Annotated in this window: 19 protein-coding genes and 1 pseudogene; 19 read left to right on the top strand and 1 reads right to left on the bottom strand. The window is 38.9% G+C overall.

The window, feature by feature from the left end; genetic code table 11:
• Positions 1–43 precede the first annotated feature (43 nt).
• From AC3E7H_RS03785 to dltD, 10 genes are all read left to right on the top strand, one after another.
• Positions 44–655: a hypothetical protein gene (locus AC3E7H_RS03785; protein WP_007554427.1), complete on the top strand. Its 612-nt coding sequence runs from the start codon at positions 44–46 to the stop codon at positions 653–655.
• 117 nt (positions 656–772) lie between these two features.
• Positions 773–1,468 carry an AzlC family ABC transporter permease gene (locus AC3E7H_RS03780; RefSeq protein ID WP_000659759.1) on the top strand — a complete coding sequence of 232 codons (696 nt, stop codon included), beginning with the start codon at positions 773–775 and terminating at the stop codon, positions 1,466–1,468.
• On the top strand, positions 1,458–1,781 hold the full coding sequence (locus tag AC3E7H_RS03775) for an AzlD domain-containing protein (protein WP_000253953.1): 324 nt from the start codon (positions 1,458–1,460) through the stop codon (positions 1,779–1,781). The genes AC3E7H_RS03780 and AC3E7H_RS03775 overlap by 11 nt, the downstream gene beginning before the upstream one ends.
• Positions 1,782–1,883: 102 nt before the next feature.
• The gene (locus AC3E7H_RS03770; protein WP_000720340.1) at positions 1,884–2,726 is read left to right on the top strand and encodes an amino acid ABC transporter substrate-binding protein; all 843 of its coding nucleotides are present in this window, start codon (positions 1,884–1,886) and stop codon (positions 2,724–2,726) included.
• A gap of 153 nt (positions 2,727–2,879) precedes the next feature.
• Positions 2,880–3,734: a MetQ/NlpA family ABC transporter substrate-binding protein gene (locus AC3E7H_RS03765; protein ID WP_000694516.1), complete on the top strand. Its 855-nt coding sequence runs from the start codon at positions 2,880–2,882 to the stop codon at positions 3,732–3,734.
• Between the two features lie 122 nt (positions 3,735–3,856).
• Positions 3,857–5,230 (top strand): M20 family metallopeptidase, encoded by a 1,374-nt coding sequence (locus tag AC3E7H_RS03760; protein WP_000231835.1) that lies wholly within the window; start codon positions 3,857–3,859, stop codon positions 5,228–5,230.
• Complete coding sequence (locus tag AC3E7H_RS03755; RefSeq protein WP_000085697.1) at positions 5,223–6,284, top strand: methionine ABC transporter ATP-binding protein; 1,062 nt, start codon at positions 5,223–5,225, stop codon at positions 6,282–6,284. Before AC3E7H_RS03760 ends, AC3E7H_RS03755 begins: the two co-directional genes overlap by 8 nt.
• A 1-nt stretch (position 6,285) precedes the next feature.
• Entirely contained in the window at positions 6,286–6,978 is a 693-nt protein-coding gene (locus tag AC3E7H_RS03750) for a methionine ABC transporter permease (protein WP_000818851.1), read from the top strand.
• Between the two features lie 323 nt (positions 6,979–7,301).
• Positions 7,302–8,456, top strand: coding sequence for a D-alanyl-lipoteichoic acid biosynthesis protein DltB (gene dltB, locus AC3E7H_RS03745; RefSeq protein WP_001105735.1), 1,155 nt, complete (start codon positions 7,302–7,304; stop codon positions 8,454–8,456).
• A gap of 47 nt (positions 8,457–8,503) precedes the next feature.
• The gene (gene dltD / locus AC3E7H_RS03740; protein WP_000593506.1) at positions 8,504–9,676 is read left to right on the top strand and encodes a D-alanyl-lipoteichoic acid biosynthesis protein DltD; all 1,173 of its coding nucleotides are present in this window, start codon (positions 8,504–8,506) and stop codon (positions 9,674–9,676) included.
• Positions 9,677–9,855: 179 nt separating this feature from the next.
• Here dltD and AC3E7H_RS03735 read toward each other — a convergent pair whose 3' ends face one another.
• Positions 9,856–10,425, bottom strand: coding sequence for an MptD family putative ECF transporter S component (locus AC3E7H_RS03735; RefSeq protein WP_000739521.1), 570 nt, complete (start codon positions 10,423–10,425; stop codon positions 9,856–9,858).
• A gap of 131 nt (positions 10,426–10,556) precedes the next feature.
• Between AC3E7H_RS03735 and AC3E7H_RS03730 the strand changes: the two genes are divergently transcribed.
• The 9 genes and pseudogenes from AC3E7H_RS03730 to AC3E7H_RS03690 all read left to right on the top strand — a co-directional run bounded on the left by AC3E7H_RS03730 (position 10,557) and on the right by AC3E7H_RS03690 (position 16,482).
• The gene (locus AC3E7H_RS03730; protein WP_490676130.1) at positions 10,557–11,408 is read left to right on the top strand and encodes an Rgg/GadR/MutR family transcriptional regulator; all 852 of its coding nucleotides are present in this window, start codon (positions 10,557–10,559) and stop codon (positions 11,406–11,408) included.
• Between the two features lie 189 nt (positions 11,409–11,597).
• Positions 11,598–12,845: an MFS transporter gene (locus AC3E7H_RS03725; RefSeq protein ID WP_000771486.1), complete on the top strand. Its 1,248-nt coding sequence runs from the start codon at positions 11,598–11,600 to the stop codon at positions 12,843–12,845.
• 80 nt (positions 12,846–12,925) lie between these two features.
• Positions 12,926–14,215: a histidine--tRNA ligase gene (gene hisS / locus AC3E7H_RS03720; RefSeq protein ID WP_000775837.1), complete on the top strand. Its 1,290-nt coding sequence runs from the start codon at positions 12,926–12,928 to the stop codon at positions 14,213–14,215.
• 96 nt (positions 14,216–14,311) lie between these two features.
• Positions 14,312–14,779: pseudogene (locus AC3E7H_RS03715) on the top strand (hypothetical protein).
• Between the two features lie 9 nt (positions 14,780–14,788).
• On the top strand, positions 14,789–14,995 hold the full coding sequence (locus AC3E7H_RS03710; RefSeq protein WP_001176235.1) for a helix-turn-helix transcriptional regulator: 207 nt from the start codon (positions 14,789–14,791) through the stop codon (positions 14,993–14,995).
• Positions 14,995–15,195: a hypothetical protein gene (locus AC3E7H_RS03705; RefSeq protein WP_001046147.1), complete on the top strand. Its 201-nt coding sequence runs from the start codon at positions 14,995–14,997 to the stop codon at positions 15,193–15,195. The genes AC3E7H_RS03710 and AC3E7H_RS03705 overlap by 1 nt, the downstream gene beginning before the upstream one ends.
• The gene (locus AC3E7H_RS03700) at positions 15,195–15,392 is read left to right on the top strand and encodes a hypothetical protein (RefSeq protein ID WP_000947004.1); all 198 of its coding nucleotides are present in this window, start codon (positions 15,195–15,197) and stop codon (positions 15,390–15,392) included. The genes AC3E7H_RS03705 and AC3E7H_RS03700 overlap by 1 nt, the downstream gene beginning before the upstream one ends.
• A gap of 2 nt (positions 15,393–15,394) precedes the next feature.
• The gene (locus AC3E7H_RS03695) at positions 15,395–15,745 is read left to right on the top strand and encodes a PspC domain-containing protein (protein ID WP_000657663.1); all 351 of its coding nucleotides are present in this window, start codon (positions 15,395–15,397) and stop codon (positions 15,743–15,745) included.
• Between the two features lie 14 nt (positions 15,746–15,759).
• Positions 15,760–16,482 (top strand): DUF3169 family protein, encoded by a 723-nt coding sequence (locus tag AC3E7H_RS03690; protein ID WP_485716652.1) that lies wholly within the window; start codon positions 15,760–15,762, stop codon positions 16,480–16,482.
• Positions 16,483–16,486: the final 4 nt, after the last annotated feature.

Genomic DNA, 16,486 nt, shown 5'->3' with positions numbered 1-16,486 from the left:
TTTATCTTGGACAAATGACCGATTTTTTTTGTATAGTAGAAATATGAAATTTACAAAAATAATCAGTAGTCTGCTTGTACTTGGAACTTTCCTCCTGATTCTAATAGCTTGTCAGACTTTTTCCAAGACGCAACTGGTCGTGTTTGAGTCACTTTCATTTTATATGCCTACGAAGTCTTTTGAAGAAGCGTTTGGAGAACCAAATGAAGTAGTGGAAGAAACAGCAACTGGCTATCGAGATACTTGGCATGCAGAAGACCCTTATCTCTATAAAACAGGGCGTCTTTTTTATAATTATGACAAGGTTAATTGGAAGAATTATAGCGGTCGAGCAATCTTCACCTTTTCAAAATCGCATCGTTTACAAGAAGCGACGATTTATTTTCCGATGCCTTCTAAAGCGCAACAGAAAGAAATATTTTATCACATGACCCAAGATATAAAAGCAGAAATCGAAGCTCTACCAAACTTTCAGTCCTTGAAAGTTGATGCCTTGGCAGGTGATGATGTTGGTTATCGATTTAAGGTCAAGTTAAAAGGGCAGAGAGAAGAACTCTGGGTTGATGTTTACCCGATAGAAAATGAATATGTTGAAAAACCTGAAGTTGACAAATATCCTATTCGAGTGGATCAATTTCGAATGTATCCTGGATGAGTACTTTTTACTAGCTTCAAACTCTAAACTTTTTTCTATTTTACGAATATGTTATAATAATTTTTGCTGTGACTGTTTGGAAAACAGTTGCTGAAGGAATGATTAGTGAGGAAGTCTATGAAAGAAAAAGGATTTTGGGAGGGTGTGCAGGCTGCGGTACCGACTGCTCTGGGCTATGTTAGCATCGGTCTTGCCTGTGGGATTATCGGTTCGCCCTATGTGACACCAGTAGAAATGGGTCTGATGAGTCTCTTTGTTTATGCTGGGAGCGCTCAGTTTGCCATGATAGCTTTGATTGCAGTTCAAGCTCCAGTAGCTGCTATTGCGATGACGGTCTTTTTGATTAATCTGCGTCTCTTTTTGCTGAGTTTGCATGCATCGACCTATTTTCGTCATACCAGCCTCTGGCACAATATCGGCATGTCCAGCCTCTTGACCGATGAGACCTATGGCGTTTTGATGGGCGAGTTGGTGCGTACGGATAAGGTCAATCCTATGTGGATGCACGGAAACAACCTTAACAGCTATGTGGCTTGGTTTGTCGGAACTGTTGTCGGAACTGCTCTAGGTGGACTTCTACCAAATCCAGAAATGTTTGGCTTAGATTTTGCCCTAGTGGGGATGTTTATTGGGATTTTTACTTCCCAGTTTCAGATTATGCAAAAACGGATTCCTTTGCGCAATCTCTTCATAATTTTAGCAGTTGTAGCTGTATCTTTCTTTTTGCTCTTGACGGTGGTGTCTCAGTCATTAGCTGTCTTGTTTGCGACCTTGCTAGGTTGTACTATGGGGGTGGTCTTGGATGGTCAGTAAGTATGTTTTATTAGCAATTGTCTTTTCTGGCTTGGTGACTTGGATTCCAAGAATGATTCCTTTTATCCTAGCCAAGTACAAGGGTTTGCCGCCTATCGTAGAGCGCTTTTTGAAATTTCTACCAGTTTCTATTATCTTTGCCTTGATTCTTTCAAGTGTGGTGACAGGAAAAGTTGGAAGCCTTCCGCAAATAAAGTGGTTAGACTTTTTAGCAGTCTTTCCAACGGCCTTTGTAGCCTTTCGTTACCGCAATCTGGTAGGGACTGTTCTCTTTGGAGTGGTCTTGATAGCAGTCCTACGTTTGGTCTTTTAATCAGCCATAAAGAAAACCTATCACAAATATAGAAATCATATAATAGCGTAATTCCTTTTTTTCTGTTAAAATAAGACTATATTCTATTTTGGAGGAAATATTATGAAGAAAATTATTAAATATTCATCACTTGCTGCTCTAGGGCTTGTAGCCGCAGGTGTATTGGTAGCTTGCTCAGGCAGTGAAAAGAAAGATGCTGCATCTGGTGAAGCAACATCTGGTAAAAAAGAAATTATCGTTGTAACCAATGCTACACCAAAACCATTCAACTATGAAGAAAATGGCGAATTGACTGGTTACGAGATTGAAGTGGTTCGCGCTATCTTTAAAGATTCTGACAAGTATACTGTCAAGTTTGAGAAGACAGAGTGGTCAGGTGTTTTTGCAGGACTTGATGCTGATCGTTACCAAATGGCTGTTAGCAACATCAGCTACACTAAAGAACGTGCTGAAAAATACCTTTATGCAGCTCCAACTGCTAAAAACCCTAACGTTCTTGTAGTGAAAAAAGATGACTCTAGCATCAAATCGTTTGATGATATCGGTGGAAAATCAACAGAAGTTGTTCAAGGAACAACATCTGCTAAACAGCTAGAAGACTACAACAAACAACACTCAGATAACCCAACTATCCTTAACTACGTTAAAGGGGACTTCCAACAAATCATGGTACGTTTGAGTGATGGCCGATTTGACTACAAGATTTTTGATAAAATCGGTGTAGAGACAGTCATCAAGGACCAAGGTTTGGATAACTTGAAAGTTATCGAACTTCCAAGCGACCAACAACCTTACGTATACCCACTTCTTGCCAAAGGTCAAGATGAGTTGAAGGCATTTGTGGACAAACGCATCCAAGAATTATATAAAGATGGAACCCTTGAAAAGCTATCTCAACAGTTCTTTGGCGGTTCTTATCTGCCAGCAGAAGCTGATATTAAATAAATTTTTAAATCATCCATTCTCTGGTAGATGGATGATTTTCCATTCTGTAGGTATATAGTTTCAAACTATAGGTCTTCCTATCTATTAACAATTTGCGAAATCAAATAAAGTATGAGATACTATTACGGTATTATTTTTAAAGGAGAAAGAATCATGAAAATCAAAAAATGGTTAGGCGTAGCAGCTATCGCTACAGTAGCAGGCCTTGCACTTGCAGCTTGCGGAAATTCAGACAAGAAAGCAGACAATACAACTACAGTTAAAATTGCGACTGTTAACCGTAGCGGTTCAGAAGAAGCACGCTGGGACAAAGTCCAAGAATTGGTTGAAAAAGACGGAATTAAATTGGAATTCACAGAGTTTACAGACTACTCACAACCAAATAAAGCAACTGCTGATGGTGAAGTAGACTTGAACGCTTTCCAACACTACAACTTCTTGAACAACTGGAACAAAGAAAACGGTAAGGACCTTGTAGCGATTGCAGATACTTATATCTCACCAATCCGCCTTTACTCAGGTAAAAACGGGGAAGAAAACAAGTACACTAAAGTGGAAGAAATCCCAAATAACGGTGAAATCGCAATTCCAAACGATGCTACTAACGAAAGCCGTGCCCTTTACCTTCTTCAATCAGCAGGTTTGATTAAATTGGATGTTTCAGGAACTGAACTTGCTACAATCGCAAACATCAAAGAAAATCCAAAGAACTTGAAAATCACTGAGTTGGATGCTAGCCAAACAGCTCGTTCATTGACATCAGTTGATGCAGCAGTTGTAAACAACACTTTTGTTACAGAAGCAAAATTGGACTACAAGAAAGCACTCTTTAAAGAGCAAGCTGACGAAAACTCAAAACAATGGTACAACATCATCGTTGCGAAAAAAGATTGGGAATCATCACCTAAAGCTGATGCAATCAAGAAAATTATCGCAGCTTACCACACTGACGAAGTGAAAAAAGTCATCGAAGAAACTTCAGACGGCTTGGATCAACCAGTTTGGTAATAAACACAGGGAGGTGGGAGAGATTTTTTCCACCTCTTGCTTTTATATAGAGACTAAAGAAAAGGAACATCCACTTGTATTGATTCCAAAGGTACAAGTCCTAGTAGAAAGGTAGAGAGAAAATGGTTTTCCCTAGCCAAGAAGAACAAATTGAAAAGTTTGAAAAGGATCATGTGGCGCAACATTACTTTGAAGTTTTGCGGACCTTGATTTCTAAAAAATCAGTCTTTGCCCAACAAGTCGGCTTGAAAGAAGTGGCTCGTTATCTAGGCGAGATCTTCAAGCGTGTAGGTGCAGAGGTCGAGATTGATGAGAGTTATACGGCACCCTTTGTCATGGCGCATTTTAAAAGTTCACGCCCAAATGCCAAGACTATCATTTTCTACAACCACTATGACACAGTACCTGCGGATGGCGACCAAGTCTGGACAGAGGATCCATTTACGCTTTCTGTCCGTGATGGCATCATGTATGGACGCGGGGTTGATGATGACAAGGGACATATCACTGCCCGCTTGAGTGCTCTTAGAAAATACATGCAGCATCATGATGATCTACCAGTCAATATCAGTTTCATCATGGAAGGCGCAGAGGAATCTGCCTCTATGGACTTGGACAAATATCTAGAAAAACATGCGGACAAGCTTCGTGGTGCAGATTTATTGGTCTGGGAACAAGGAACCAAAAATGCCTTGGAACAGCTAGAAATCTCTGGTGGGAACAAAGGAATTGTGACTTTTGATGCCAAGGTCAAGAGTGCCGATGTGGATATCCACTCTAGCTATGGCGGTATTGTAGAGTCAGCGCCTTGGTATCTGATTCAAGCCTTGACTAGTTTGCGAGCTGCAGATGGACGTATTTTAGTTGAGGGCTTGTACGATGAGGTTCAAGAGCCTAATGAACGAGAGTTAGCCTTGGTTGAAACCTATGCTCAACGCAATCCAGAGGAAATCAGCCAGATTTATGGCTTGGAATTGCCACTTTTACAAGAGGAACGTACAGCCTTTCTAAAGCGTTTCTTCTTTGAACCAGCACTCAATATCGAAGGGATTCAGTCTGGTTATCAGGGGCAAGGAGTTAAAACGATTCTACCAGCAGAGGCTAGTGCCAAGCTAGAAGTTCGTTTGGTTCCTGGCTTGGACCCACATGATGTTTTGGATAAAATCCGGAAACAACTAGACAAAAATGGCTTTGATAAGGTAGAATTATACTATACCTTGGGTGAGATGAGTTATCGAAGCGATATGAGTGCACCATCTATTCTCAATGTTATTGAGTTAGCCAAGAAATTCTATCCACAGGGCGTATCTGTCTTGCCGACTACAGCTGGGACAGGACCTATGCATACGGTCTTTGATGCTTTAGAAGTACCTATGGTTGCCTTTGGTCTAGGAAATGCTAATAGCCGAGACCATGGTGGAGATGAGAATGTACGAATCGCCGATTATTACACCCATATTGAATTAGTAGAGGAGCTGATTAGAAGCTATGAGTAGAGATATTATCAAGTTAGATCAGATCGATGTGACTTTTCACCAAAAGAAAAGAACCATCACAGCGGTCAAGGATGTGACTATTCACATCCAAGAAGGGGATATCTACGGAATCGTTGGATATTCTGGAGCAGGGAAATCAACCCTAGTTCGTGTTATTAACCTCTTGCAAAAACCATCTGCAGGTCGAATTACTGTAGATAATGATGTAATTTTTGATGGTAAGGTTACCTTAACTGCTGAGCAATTACGACATAAACGTCAAGATATCGGGATGATTTTCCAACACTTCAACCTCATGAGCCAGAAAACAGCAGAGGAAAATGTAGCCTTTGCTCTCAAACACTCTGGACTCAGCAAGGAAGAAAAGAAGGCTAAAGTAGCTAAGTTGTTGGACTTGGTGGGCTTGGCTGACCGTGCCGAAAACTATCCTTCACAACTATCTGGAGGTCAAAAACAACGTGTGGCTATTGCGCGTGCCTTGGCCAATGATCCAAAAATCTTGATTTCAGACGAGTCAACTTCAGCTCTTGATCCAAAGACAACGAAACAAATCTTGTCACTCTTGCAAGAATTGAACCGTAAACTAGGTTTGACCATTGTCTTGATTACACACGAGATGCAGATTGTCAAAGACATTGCTAACCGTGTGGCAGTGATGCAGGATGGTCGCTTGATTGAGGAAGGTAGCGTTCTTGAAATCTTCTCTGATCCTAAGCAACCATTGACTCAGGACTTTATCTCAACTGCGACAGGTATTGATGAAGCTATGGTCAAGATTGAGAAACAGGAAATCGTAGAGCACTTATCTGAAAACAGCATTTTGGTACAACTCAAGTATGCAGGCGCTTCTACAGATGAGCCGCTTTTGAATGAATTGTACAAGCACTACCAAGTAACAGCCAATATTCTCTATGGAAACATTGAAATTTTGGATGGTACTCCTGTAGGTGAACTTGTGGTTGTCTTGTCAGGAGAAAAAGAAGCCTTGATAAGCGCTCAAGATGCCATTCGTCAGGCTGGTGTGCAACTAAAAGTATTGAGGGGAGGACAGTAAGATGGCAGAATTGATTAAAGCATACTTACCAAACGTCTACAAGATGGGTTGGTCTGGTCAGGCTGGCTGGGGGACAGCAATCTACTTGACCCTTTATATGACGGTTCTTTCCTTCCTCATCGGAGGTTTCCTAGGGCTGGTTGCAGGGCTTTTCCTTGTCTTGACAGCTCCAGGTGGTGTCTTGGAAAATAAAGTTGTTTTCTGGATTTTAGACAAGATTACCTCTATCTTCCGTGCGGTGCCATTTATCATTCTCTTGGCTGTCTTGTCACCCTTCTCTCATCTAATCGTAGGGACAAGTATCGGACCAAATGCGGCTATTGTACCCCTATCTTTTGCAGTCTTTGCCTTCTTTGCTCGTCAGGTACAGGTGGTATTGGCAGAGCTAGATGGCGGTGTCATCGAGGCAGCTCAAGCTAGCGGAGCTACTTTCTGGGACATCGTAGGTGTTTACCTATCAGAAGGTCTACCAGACTTGATCCGTGTGACAACTGTGACCTTGATTTCACTAGTTGGTGAAACAGCTATGGCGGGAGCGGTCGGAGCAGGTGGTATCGGTAACGTAGCTATCGCCTATGGATTTAACCGTTTCAATCATGATGTAACAGTCCTTGCGACACTCATCATTATCCTGATTATCTTTACAATTCAGTTCTTGGGAGACTTTTTGACCAAGAAATTAAGTCATAAATAAAAAAAGAGCCAGCTAGCTCTCAGATTGAAGAAAAAGTCAATTTTGGACAATTTTCTTCAATCTTTTTCTTTTATTAGAGAAAATAAAAAAACTCTTAAAAATAGCATGTTTCAGCATTTCTAAGAGTTTTCAAGATGTAGTAAAATTACCGAAAGGGTTTGTCTACCTTCTGAGAGCCGTGTGGTTCTTTTTATAAACTATATTTGTTATTCAAGTGGAATAAACTTTTGGAAGTATGGTATAATGAGAAAGCATATTTCGATATGACTAAGGTAGTAATCTATCTGTAGAGAATTATGAAATGATAAAGGAGTTCGGCTAGTATGAATTATTTTGAGGGGAATGAGTTTTTCCTTCTACTATTTGTAGTTTTACTGATTGGCTTTGTTTTAAACTACTTTGGCAAGCGTAGGGATTATTATATTTTAAGTCTGTCAATTTTATTTGCAGGAGCCATCTATGGTAAGAGTAAAGCTATGGTTGTTTATCTACTGGCATTTATCATTTACCAGTATTTTCTGGTTTTCATAGCACAAAGAATGGATTCAAAACGGTTGAAGCCACTGGTTATGTTATCCATTTTACCTTTAGTAGTCAATAAAGTCTTTGCCTTAACCCAGCTACATTTGTTGGCTTTTATTGGGATTTCTTATATGTCCTTTAAAACTATCCAAATCATGCTGGAAATATCGGATGGTTTAATCAAAGAAAAAATCAGTGTAAAAGATTATCTTCAGTTTCTACTCTTTTTCCCTACAGTTAGTTCGGGACCAATCGATCGTAGCAGAAGATTTCTAAAAGAGATCAATGAAGTCATGCCTAGAAAAGACTACCTAGAGTTAGCAGGTGATGGTATTTATCGCATTGTTCTAGGCCTTCTCTACAAGGTGGTTCTATCAACCTATGTTTACCAGATGCTACTTGCTCTAAGCAATACTGGTACAGTTGTCTACTCACTCAAATATATGTACTTGTATACATTCTATCTGTTCTTTGACTTTGCGGGTTATAGTTTGATGGCTGTTGGAAGCAGTAATATTTTGGGCATTCAGACACCGATGAATTTCAATAAACCTTTCTTGAGTGTTGATATCAAGGATTTCTGGACTAGATGGCACATCACCTTGTCAACTTGGTTGAGAGACTTTGTATTTTCAAGAGTTTTGATGCAGGTTATCAGAAAAAAATGGTTTAAGAATAGATTGCACAATGCAGTCTATGCCTATATGGTCAATATGCTGGTCATGGGATTTTGGCATGGAATTAGTGTTAGCTATATCGCTTATGGATTTTACCATGGAGTTCTGATGTCTGGATTTGAAATTTATCAAAAGAAAAGCAATTTTTATAAGCAACATAAAAATAAAACTTGGTACAAACTAATGAGTTGGTTTGTGACCATGAATTTAGTTATGGTTGGTTTCTTTATCTTTTCAGGTGAACCCTACAAAATCTTACTGACGATTTTAAAGAGATAAGAAATTGAAAAGAGGTTGGAAGAATCGAAGGGATAGGATAAAACGAGATGATTAAACTAAAAGCATTTTTGCTATCGCTAGTGCTTGTAATTGCGACGCTTGCCCTTTTAAATGTGACATACGTCAAGAAGATTGATGATTATTATAAAGTAAAGGATAACAGTATTCGCTATAGCACTTCGTATGAAAAGTATAAAAGTAGGGATATTTTAACAAGCAATATTACTCCCAATACATTTGTTTTATTGGGATCATCTGAGTTGGTTGCGACGATAAATGAAGATTACCATCCCAATAAAATTTTTAACTACAATGATTTTAATATCATGCAGATAGGAACCAGTTATTCTCAAAATATCATTCAAGCTACAACCTTGGGCTCGATTGAAGGAGCTATGACTAAGCGAAAAGTGGCTATAATAGAGTCGGTTCAGTGGTTTGAAAAAGACGGGACTCATCAAGATGCCTTTTTGAACAAGGCTTCTCAGGAACATATTTTCCATATGCTAGGTAATGATAAGATTAGTAAGGAAACGAAAGAAAAACTAATCAATCGCATTATCGAAATTACAAAGGGGAACAAGCAACAAAATGACATCTACAAAAAATACAAAAGTTATTTCATAGATGGGAAAGGAACCATTATTGATAAAAAACTATTAGAGTTCGATAATGCGATTTATTCCTTTAAACTCAAACAGACTTTTTATCAAAAACATGCCAAATCAGATTATCCTTCACTAGGGGATAAAACCCCAGACTATGATTGGGAAAAAATGACGAATCAGTTTGTAGAAGAGGTCAAAAAGAAAACAGACAATAATGATTATGCTGTTGATAACAACTATTACAATACTTATTTGAGAGATCGCTATGCTTCATTAAAAGATTCTAATAAAGATTTGAGCTACCTGGAGTCGCCAGAATATTCAGATATGGAACTCTTCTTGACAGTTGCTAAGGAATTGGGAATTGAAGTTGAAGTCATTATCTTTCCTGTAAATGGTAAATGGAATGATTACACAGGTGTTTCACGAGAGATGCGTGAAGAAACTTACAAAAAAATAGAAAAAATTGCCAAAAACCACGGTGCTACTGTGTTAAACTATGGAAATAAGGAATATGAAGATTACTTTTTATTTGACGTGATGCACGTTGGGGTGAAAGGATGGATGGAAGTTGAAAAAGAACTTTACAAATTTGCAAACGAAACTAACTAACACACATCGTTTACTATTGTGGACCTTGTTTTTCTACACGGTTATTTTAAGCATCGTGATTTATTCTCTTGTCACAGATTTTTCCAACATCCAAGAATTCATTTACAGTGAATTTTAAATATTTCATTAAAAAAAAGCCCCTTGTCTCAAATAAATATTAGAGACAAGGGGCTTTTTTGTTACTGTTTATGTGTTAATTTCTTACTCAGCGCTTGTCCAATAAGGGAACCGAGTAGAGCACCGATAAGGACGCTTGCTACAAAGAGAAGAATGGTAGTGAGATTTGGCGCAACCATGATGCGATCAATATAGTCCTGAGATTTTCCACGAGCAACTAGGGTTGCTATGTAAGCTTGAGGTGTCAACCACATAAGTAGGATGGGACCAGTAGTACCAAAAGCAAAAACTAGGAAGGAAAGAAGGTTCTTGACCTTATCTTTGTAGTGGCCAAGATGAGCAATGCCATCTGCTGCAAGACCGCATATGATTCCTGGAAGAAAGGCACCAGCACCATGCTTGCTTCCGAGGAAAAAGAGAGAGATAACGAGCCCAATCGTAGTAATAGCTCCAAAACGAGGCACTTTTTCTAAAAGGATCATATAGACGCTACCGCCCACAAGAGCAGAAAAGGCAGGGGCGTAAAACATATTTCCAGTGTGGTCGACAAGGTTTCCTAGTAGAACACCCACTCCGATACAGAGAAAGTAGACAAGAGCAGCTACAAGGGTCGTCAAGATATTCTTTTTCATAAGTTCTCCTTCGTATATCTGATGTTATTCATTGTATCATGCCTAGCTCAGATTGTAAATGCTAGCTTGGAACTAGTATTTATTAGGAAATGTGGTAAAATAGGAAAAAATAAAAGACGAGTGGTAAGAGGATGAAGAATTTAGGAAAAGTTTTTAAAGAGTTACGAGAATCAAGAAAAATTTCCTTGAGAAAAGCAACAGGTGGACGCTTTTCAGCATCCTTATTGTCGCGTTTTGAAAATGGTCAGAGTGAAATATCTGCTCCAAAGTTAATCACAGCTTTGGAGAATATTCATGCGAGTATGGAAGAATTGTTATTTTTGGCGAGAGGTTTTCATCAGGATGCCTATTCTGAATTTAGAAACAGAATAGTTGAGGCTATTGACCCTCAAGATTTGACATCCTTGCGCACTCTCTACCAGAGAGAGTATCAACAACTTCCTTTTTCAAAAGATAGACAGCAACACATTCTCAATGCGATTTTAATAAAATCCTATATGAAAGCTATTGATGAGACGGTTACATTGACTGCTGAGGAAGAAAGAGTCCTACATGATTATCTATTTTCTGTCGAAATTTGGGGGCACTATGAACTGTTGTTCTTTTCTTCTTGCTCTCCTCTTTTGTCAATCCAGCTTTTTACAAAGTACACTCGAGAAATGTTGCGGAAGTCAGATTTCTTGCAAGGAGTTGGGAAAAATCGAAATATGATGCATACCTTGCTCCTCAATGCTTTTATGGCCTGTATTGAAATTGATGATTTTACCAATGCCCTCTATTTTAAAAAACAAATTGAAAAGAACTTCTTTGAAGAAAATGAAACCTATTTTCGAATAGTCTACCTATGGGCAGAAGGTTTGCTTGATAGTAAGCAAGGAAGAGCAGAGGAAGGGCAGAGAAAGATGGAGGACGCTGTCCGTATTTTTGAAATGATTGGTTGTAGCAGATCTGCTGACTATTATAGAAGTGCCATGGAGTGTTGAATATCTGCAACTAGATAAAATAACTTGAAACGATAGGACTATGAAGATACTTATTAGCATTAGACAAATTCTATCGTTTTCGTTATCAGTTTAGTCTGTTGCATATATTCAAAAATGTCTTCTCGTAAGATTCTTGATGCTATACTAGAGCTACCATAAAAGTAGTATGTGAGAAAGAGAGGAATCTATATGAAACTATTACTAAGAAATCAAGCTTACAGAGTTTTGAGTTTATCACGATTTTTCAATGCTTTTGGAGCTTCCATTTTTAATTTAGTGTTTGTGGTCTATGCCTCGACTTTGCCAGAGGCTTCTGTTGCCGTTGCAATGGCGAATGTTGTGATGATGCTTCCAACTCTTTTTACAGTTTTTGTGGGAATTCGGGCAGATTATACCAAGGACAAGGTCAAATGGATGACCTATGTCGGTTTATTTCAGGCGGTTTTATTTTTTCTAGCAGCCCTAGTTGTTCAGCAAGCTAGTTTCTTTGCCTTTTCGACCCTTTGTCTCATCAATGTCATTAGTGATGTAGCTAGTGATTTTGCGGGTGGCTTGCGAATGCCTCTCGTTAAAGAAAAGGTCGCGGAGCAAGATTTGATGGAGGCTTACTCATTTTCCCAGTTTATCACCTATATTTCTGCTATTGGCGGCCAAGCTTTTGGAGTTTGGCTATTAGGGGTGTCAACACAGAACTTTTCGCTTGTAGCGGGAATCAATGCCATATTTTTCCTAGTGTCAGCTCTCATTCTCTTTTTAGGAAGGGCTGAATTAAGCTTATCAACTCCATTTGCTGATAGTAAATCACTGAAAAATGAGAAGCTTTCTATCAAAGATCAGTTTTTAACGATTTACCGAAACCTACGTCTCGTTTTTCTTAAAAGTGGACAGAAAAACTTTGGTTTTATGCTCTTTGCTATCTTGCTTATCAATGCTTTGGGTGGTGCCTTAGGTGGTATCTATAACATCTTCCTTTTAAATCATTCCTTACTGAATTTTTCCTACAAGGATGCATTGTTTATCTTACAATTGATTACCTTATTAGCAGTCATCATCAGTAGCCTTACGGGAAATGACTATTTTGGGAAGCAATCTTTGCCTAGATTGATGATGTGGGTTACATTAGGAGCCAGTCTAGTTGGTCTATCTAATTTGGTAAACCAAGTCTTGCTCGGGATGCTTTTCGTCTTTTTTACCATGTATATCTCTGGTAAAATTTCCCCCAAAATTAGTGCTATGTTGCTGAAAAATCTCGCTCCGGAGGTTCTCTCTCGTACCAGTAATTTTTTAGGTTTGTTGTTTACTCTATCTATACCAGTGGGGACGGCCTGTTTTTCACTGGTGGCGGTATGGGATATACAGTTGACTTGGATGCTTTTCGTAGGTCTTTCTCTGATAGCTATTCTTCTGACAAGTCTCAATCTCAAAAATGAAATTTAGGTGTTAGTCTTCTTTTCACACTGTCCCAATCCCCTCATTTATGGTAAAATAGGACTATTAAGTTATAAAGAGGATTCTCTATGAAATTACAAAAACCAAAAGGAACGCAGGATATTTTACCTGCTGAGTCTGCCAAATGGCAGTACGTTGAAGGATTTGCGCGTGAAATTTTCAAACGCTACAACTATGCAGAAGTACGCACGCCTATTTTTGAACATTATGAGGTCATCAGTCGTTCTGTTGGAGACACAACTGATATCGTAACCAAGGAAATGTACGATTTCTATGACAAGGGTGACCGTCATATCACTCTCCGTCCAGAAGGAACAGCACCGGTCGTTCGTTCTTATGTGGAAAATAAACTCTTTGCACCAGAAGTTCAAAAACCAAGCAAGTTCTACTACATGGGGCCAATGTTCCGCTATGAGCGCCCACAAGCAGGTCGCTTGCGTCAATTCCACCAGATCGGTGTGGAGTGCTTTGGTTCTAGCAATCCAGCGACAGATGTGGAAACAATCGCTATGGCAGCCCACTTCTTGAAAGCAATCGGTGTTCAAGGTGTGAAACTACATCTTAACACTCTTGGAAATCCTGAAAGTCGTGCGGCTTACCGTCAAGCCTTAATTGACTACTTGACACCTATGAAAGATAGCTTGTCTAAGGATAGCCAACGTCGCTTGGAGGAAAATCCTCTCCGTGTCTTGGACTCTAAGGAAAAAGAAGACAAGGTGGCGGTAGAGAATGCGCCGTCTATCTTGGATTACCTGGATGAAGAAAGCCAAGCTCACTTTGATGCTGTTCGTCAAATGTTGGAAAATCTTGGAGTAGACTATATCATCGATACCAATATGGTTCGTGGTTTGGACTACTACAACCACACGATTTTTGAGTTCATCACTGAAATCGAGGGCAATGCCTTGACAGTCTGTGCAGGTGGTCGCTACGATGGCTTGGTTGCTTACTTTGGTGGTCCTGAGACTGCTGGATTTGGTTTTGGACTTGGTGTAGAGCGTCTGCTTCTCATCCTTGAAAAGCAAGGTGTGTCTCTCCCTATCGAAAACGCCCTAGATGTCTATATCGCTGTTCTCGGTGAAGGAGCTAATCTTAAAGCCTTGGAGTTGGTGCAAGCTCTTCGCCTACAAGGTTTCAAAGCAGAGCGTGATTACCTCAATCGCAAGCTTAAAGCTCAGTTTAAGTCAGCCGATGTTTTTGCTGCTAAGACTCTTATCACTCTTGGAGAGAGCGAGGTCGAAAGCGGACAAGTGACAGTCAAGAACAACCAAACTCGCGAAGAAGTTCAAGTTTCACTTGAAACTATTAGCCAAAACTTCTCAGAAATCTTTGAAAAACTAGGATTTTATACTCAATGAAAATCAAAGAGCAAACTAGGAAGCTAGCCGCAGACTGTACTTGAGTACGGCAAGGTGAAGCTGACGTGGTTTGAATTTGATTTTCGAAGAGTATTAATAACAGATAAACTGGTCAGGATCTTACTCCTGACCTTTTTCTTTTGCAAAATGACAAAAATACTAAACTTTTTGACAAAGATGATTGTCAAAAATAAAAAGATGTGTTACAATGAAATCAAGTTAAGAAAAGTATAGCAGAAAGGAACGATTATGTGGGCATTGGGATTTGTACCTCTTGTGATTATGTTTTGTATCTACTATTCCCAAAAGGTAAAGAAACTAGAGAATAAAATCAAAAGAATTGAGCAAAAAGAGAAAGGAAATACAGAAATGTCAAGATTATTAAAAGAAATGATTGGGAGAACGCCGGTCATCGTTGGACAATTATTTGGAACAGATAACTGGGAAGTTGTGGATGTTGATGAGGAATGGGTCAAGCTACGACGTGTAGATAAAAAGGGAAAAGAAAAATTCAAACTACAACGCATTGAGGATATCCAAACAATTCAATTTGACGGAGAGTAGGTGTGTAACATGCAACTAAAAAATCGTCTAAAAGAGCTTCGGGCTCGCGATGGCCTCAATCAAACCGAACTGGCCAAGCTAGCTGGCGTGTCCAGGCAAACCATCAGTTTGCTAGAACGGGATGAGTACACGCCATCCATCGTCATTGCTCTGAAGATTGCTCAGATCTTCAATGAGCCAGTCGAGTCAGTTTTTCGCTTAGAGGAGGATGAGTGATGAACAAGTATAAAGTGGTTTATTATCTATGTATCGTTGTGTTTATCGTGAATCTTTTGGCTATGATTGGAACCCTATTTGGTTGGTTTACGATCATTGAAAGTAAGTATCTCTTCTGGATAAATTTAGTGTTACTATTAGTCTTTAGATGGGTAGAGAGAAAGATAAAATTCAAAGAGCTCGTAAAAGGAGAGAAATGATGTTGAGATATAAACTGTTCTATTATGTAGCACTTGTAGCTCTATTGGTCGGCGTGTTTCTAATTATTGGGACAGACTTAGGCTGGTTTAATCTGTATCAAAGTGAGCAATCCTTTTGGATTTACTTTGGTCTCATCCCAGTAGTTGAATGGATTGAAAAGAAATCAAAAAATGTAGAAGTTGTAAGAGGGGAATAATTATGAAAGAATTTTTAGCAGGTTTTCAAGTAGATACTGAGAACAAAGAACTTGCAGGTGTCTGTGCAGGTTTAGGAAATTATTTTAACATTCAAGCCAATATCGTTCGTTTGGTGACAGTCTTGTTGTTTCTCTCTTCAACTGAGTTCGGAATTATAACAGTAACTCTCTATGCTTATCTAGCAGGTTGGCTAAGTAAAGAGCCCTTAGAAGATGGAGCAAAAAAAGCAAGAAATCAAGCTATTCTCTTATTTGTTGTTTGTTTGCTTTTGGTGTCGCTTGGAGCAGAAGGTTTGACAGCTATTTTTGAATCAGGTAAAGCCTTTGGTCAGTGGTTGGCTGGATTGTTTTAGAAAGAGGTTAAAATATGGAAAAGAAACGAGTACTATATTTCTTATTATTGTTTATATCAGTATTTATTACAGGTATGTTTATGGGACGTGCTTTGGCAATGGGAGTCAGTTTCAATCTAACAGATTTGATTCCTTGGTTTTCTGGCTCTAGTTTATTATTGGCATTGATTAGTATCCTTTTGGCTTTCAATTTCCTAAAGAAAAGTAGGGAATTTCACTCCTTGTATCAAGAGGAAATGGATGATAATCTGAATGAAACCTATTATGTGCAAATGTATCGAAATCTTGAGTTTGGAACAATTGCTTCTAACATAGTTTCAGTTACGACTTTGTTAGCATTTTTTATATCGGCGACTGAAGTGCTTATACTTGGTAATAGTTATCTAACTTTAGCACTCTCTTTTCTAGGGTTGATGTTGCTATTTGCTGTTCAAAAACATCTTTTGAAGACAATTTCTATTGTTCGTCAGTTTGATTTGGCATTTTTCTCCATGCCAAAGGATGTGTTAGATTATGTCAATTCTTACGATGAAGGAGAGCGACAAGCTAATTTGGAACAGAGTTTTCGGATTTTATTTCAATTAAACCAATATATTTTACAAGGTTTGTATATTTTTATTACTATCGTTTCTGTGCTTACAAGAGAAATTCAGCTACTAGCCTTCTTACTTGTCGGAGCTATCCATGTTTATATCAATGTGATGCAGTTGCCTATGGTGAAACGTTATTTCAAATAGGAAA

It is taken from the genome of Streptococcus sp. SCPM-O-B-15304 (M98), assembly GCF_058200215.1.
This window is presented reverse-complemented; position numbering and strand designations above follow the sequence as displayed.

Excerpts from the sequence above, each read along its gene's own strand:
- AC3E7H_RS03760 (WP_000231835.1), top strand. The coding sequence starts at position 3,857 with ATGGTTTTCCCTAGCCAAGAAGAACAAATTGAAAAGTTTGAAAAGGAT.
- AC3E7H_RS03765 (WP_000694516.1), top strand. The coding sequence starts at position 2,880 with ATGAAAATCAAAAAATGGTTAGGCGTAGCAGCTATCGCTACAGTAGCA.
- hisS (WP_000775837.1), top strand. The coding sequence starts at position 12,926 with ATGAAATTACAAAAACCAAAAGGAACGCAGGATATTTTACCTGCTGAG.
- AC3E7H_RS03775 (WP_000253953.1), top strand. The coding sequence starts at position 1,458 with ATGGTCAGTAAGTATGTTTTATTAGCAATTGTCTTTTCTGGCTTGGTG.
- AC3E7H_RS03725 (WP_000771486.1), top strand. The coding sequence starts at position 11,598 with ATGAAACTATTACTAAGAAATCAAGCTTACAGAGTTTTGAGTTTATCA.
- AC3E7H_RS03705 (WP_001046147.1), top strand. The coding sequence starts at position 14,995 with ATGAACAAGTATAAAGTGGTTTATTATCTATGTATCGTTGTGTTTATC.
- AC3E7H_RS03735 (WP_000739521.1), bottom strand. The coding sequence starts at position 10,425 with ATGAAAAAGAATATCTTGACGACCCTTGTAGCTGCTCTTGTCTACTTT.
- AC3E7H_RS03755 (WP_000085697.1), top strand. The coding sequence starts at position 5,223 with ATGAGTAGAGATATTATCAAGTTAGATCAGATCGATGTGACTTTTCAC.
- AC3E7H_RS03770 (WP_000720340.1), top strand. The coding sequence starts at position 1,884 with ATGAAGAAAATTATTAAATATTCATCACTTGCTGCTCTAGGGCTTGTA.
- dltB (WP_001105735.1), top strand. The coding sequence starts at position 7,302 with ATGAATTATTTTGAGGGGAATGAGTTTTTCCTTCTACTATTTGTAGTT.
- AC3E7H_RS03780 (WP_000659759.1), top strand. The coding sequence starts at position 773 with ATGAAAGAAAAAGGATTTTGGGAGGGTGTGCAGGCTGCGGTACCGACT.
- AC3E7H_RS03695 (WP_000657663.1), top strand. The coding sequence starts at position 15,395 with ATGAAAGAATTTTTAGCAGGTTTTCAAGTAGATACTGAGAACAAAGAA.
- AC3E7H_RS03750 (WP_000818851.1), top strand. The coding sequence starts at position 6,286 with ATGGCAGAATTGATTAAAGCATACTTACCAAACGTCTACAAGATGGGT.
- AC3E7H_RS03730 (WP_490676130.1), top strand. The coding sequence starts at position 10,557 with ATGAAGAATTTAGGAAAAGTTTTTAAAGAGTTACGAGAATCAAGAAAA.
- AC3E7H_RS03690 (WP_485716652.1), top strand. The coding sequence starts at position 15,760 with ATGGAAAAGAAACGAGTACTATATTTCTTATTATTGTTTATATCAGTA.
- AC3E7H_RS03710 (WP_001176235.1), top strand. The coding sequence starts at position 14,789 with ATGCAACTAAAAAATCGTCTAAAAGAGCTTCGGGCTCGCGATGGCCTC.
- dltD (WP_000593506.1), top strand. The coding sequence starts at position 8,504 with ATGATTAAACTAAAAGCATTTTTGCTATCGCTAGTGCTTGTAATTGCG.
- AC3E7H_RS03700 (WP_000947004.1), top strand. The coding sequence starts at position 15,195 with ATGTTGAGATATAAACTGTTCTATTATGTAGCACTTGTAGCTCTATTG.
- AC3E7H_RS03785 (WP_007554427.1), top strand. The coding sequence starts at position 44 with ATGAAATTTACAAAAATAATCAGTAGTCTGCTTGTACTTGGAACTTTC.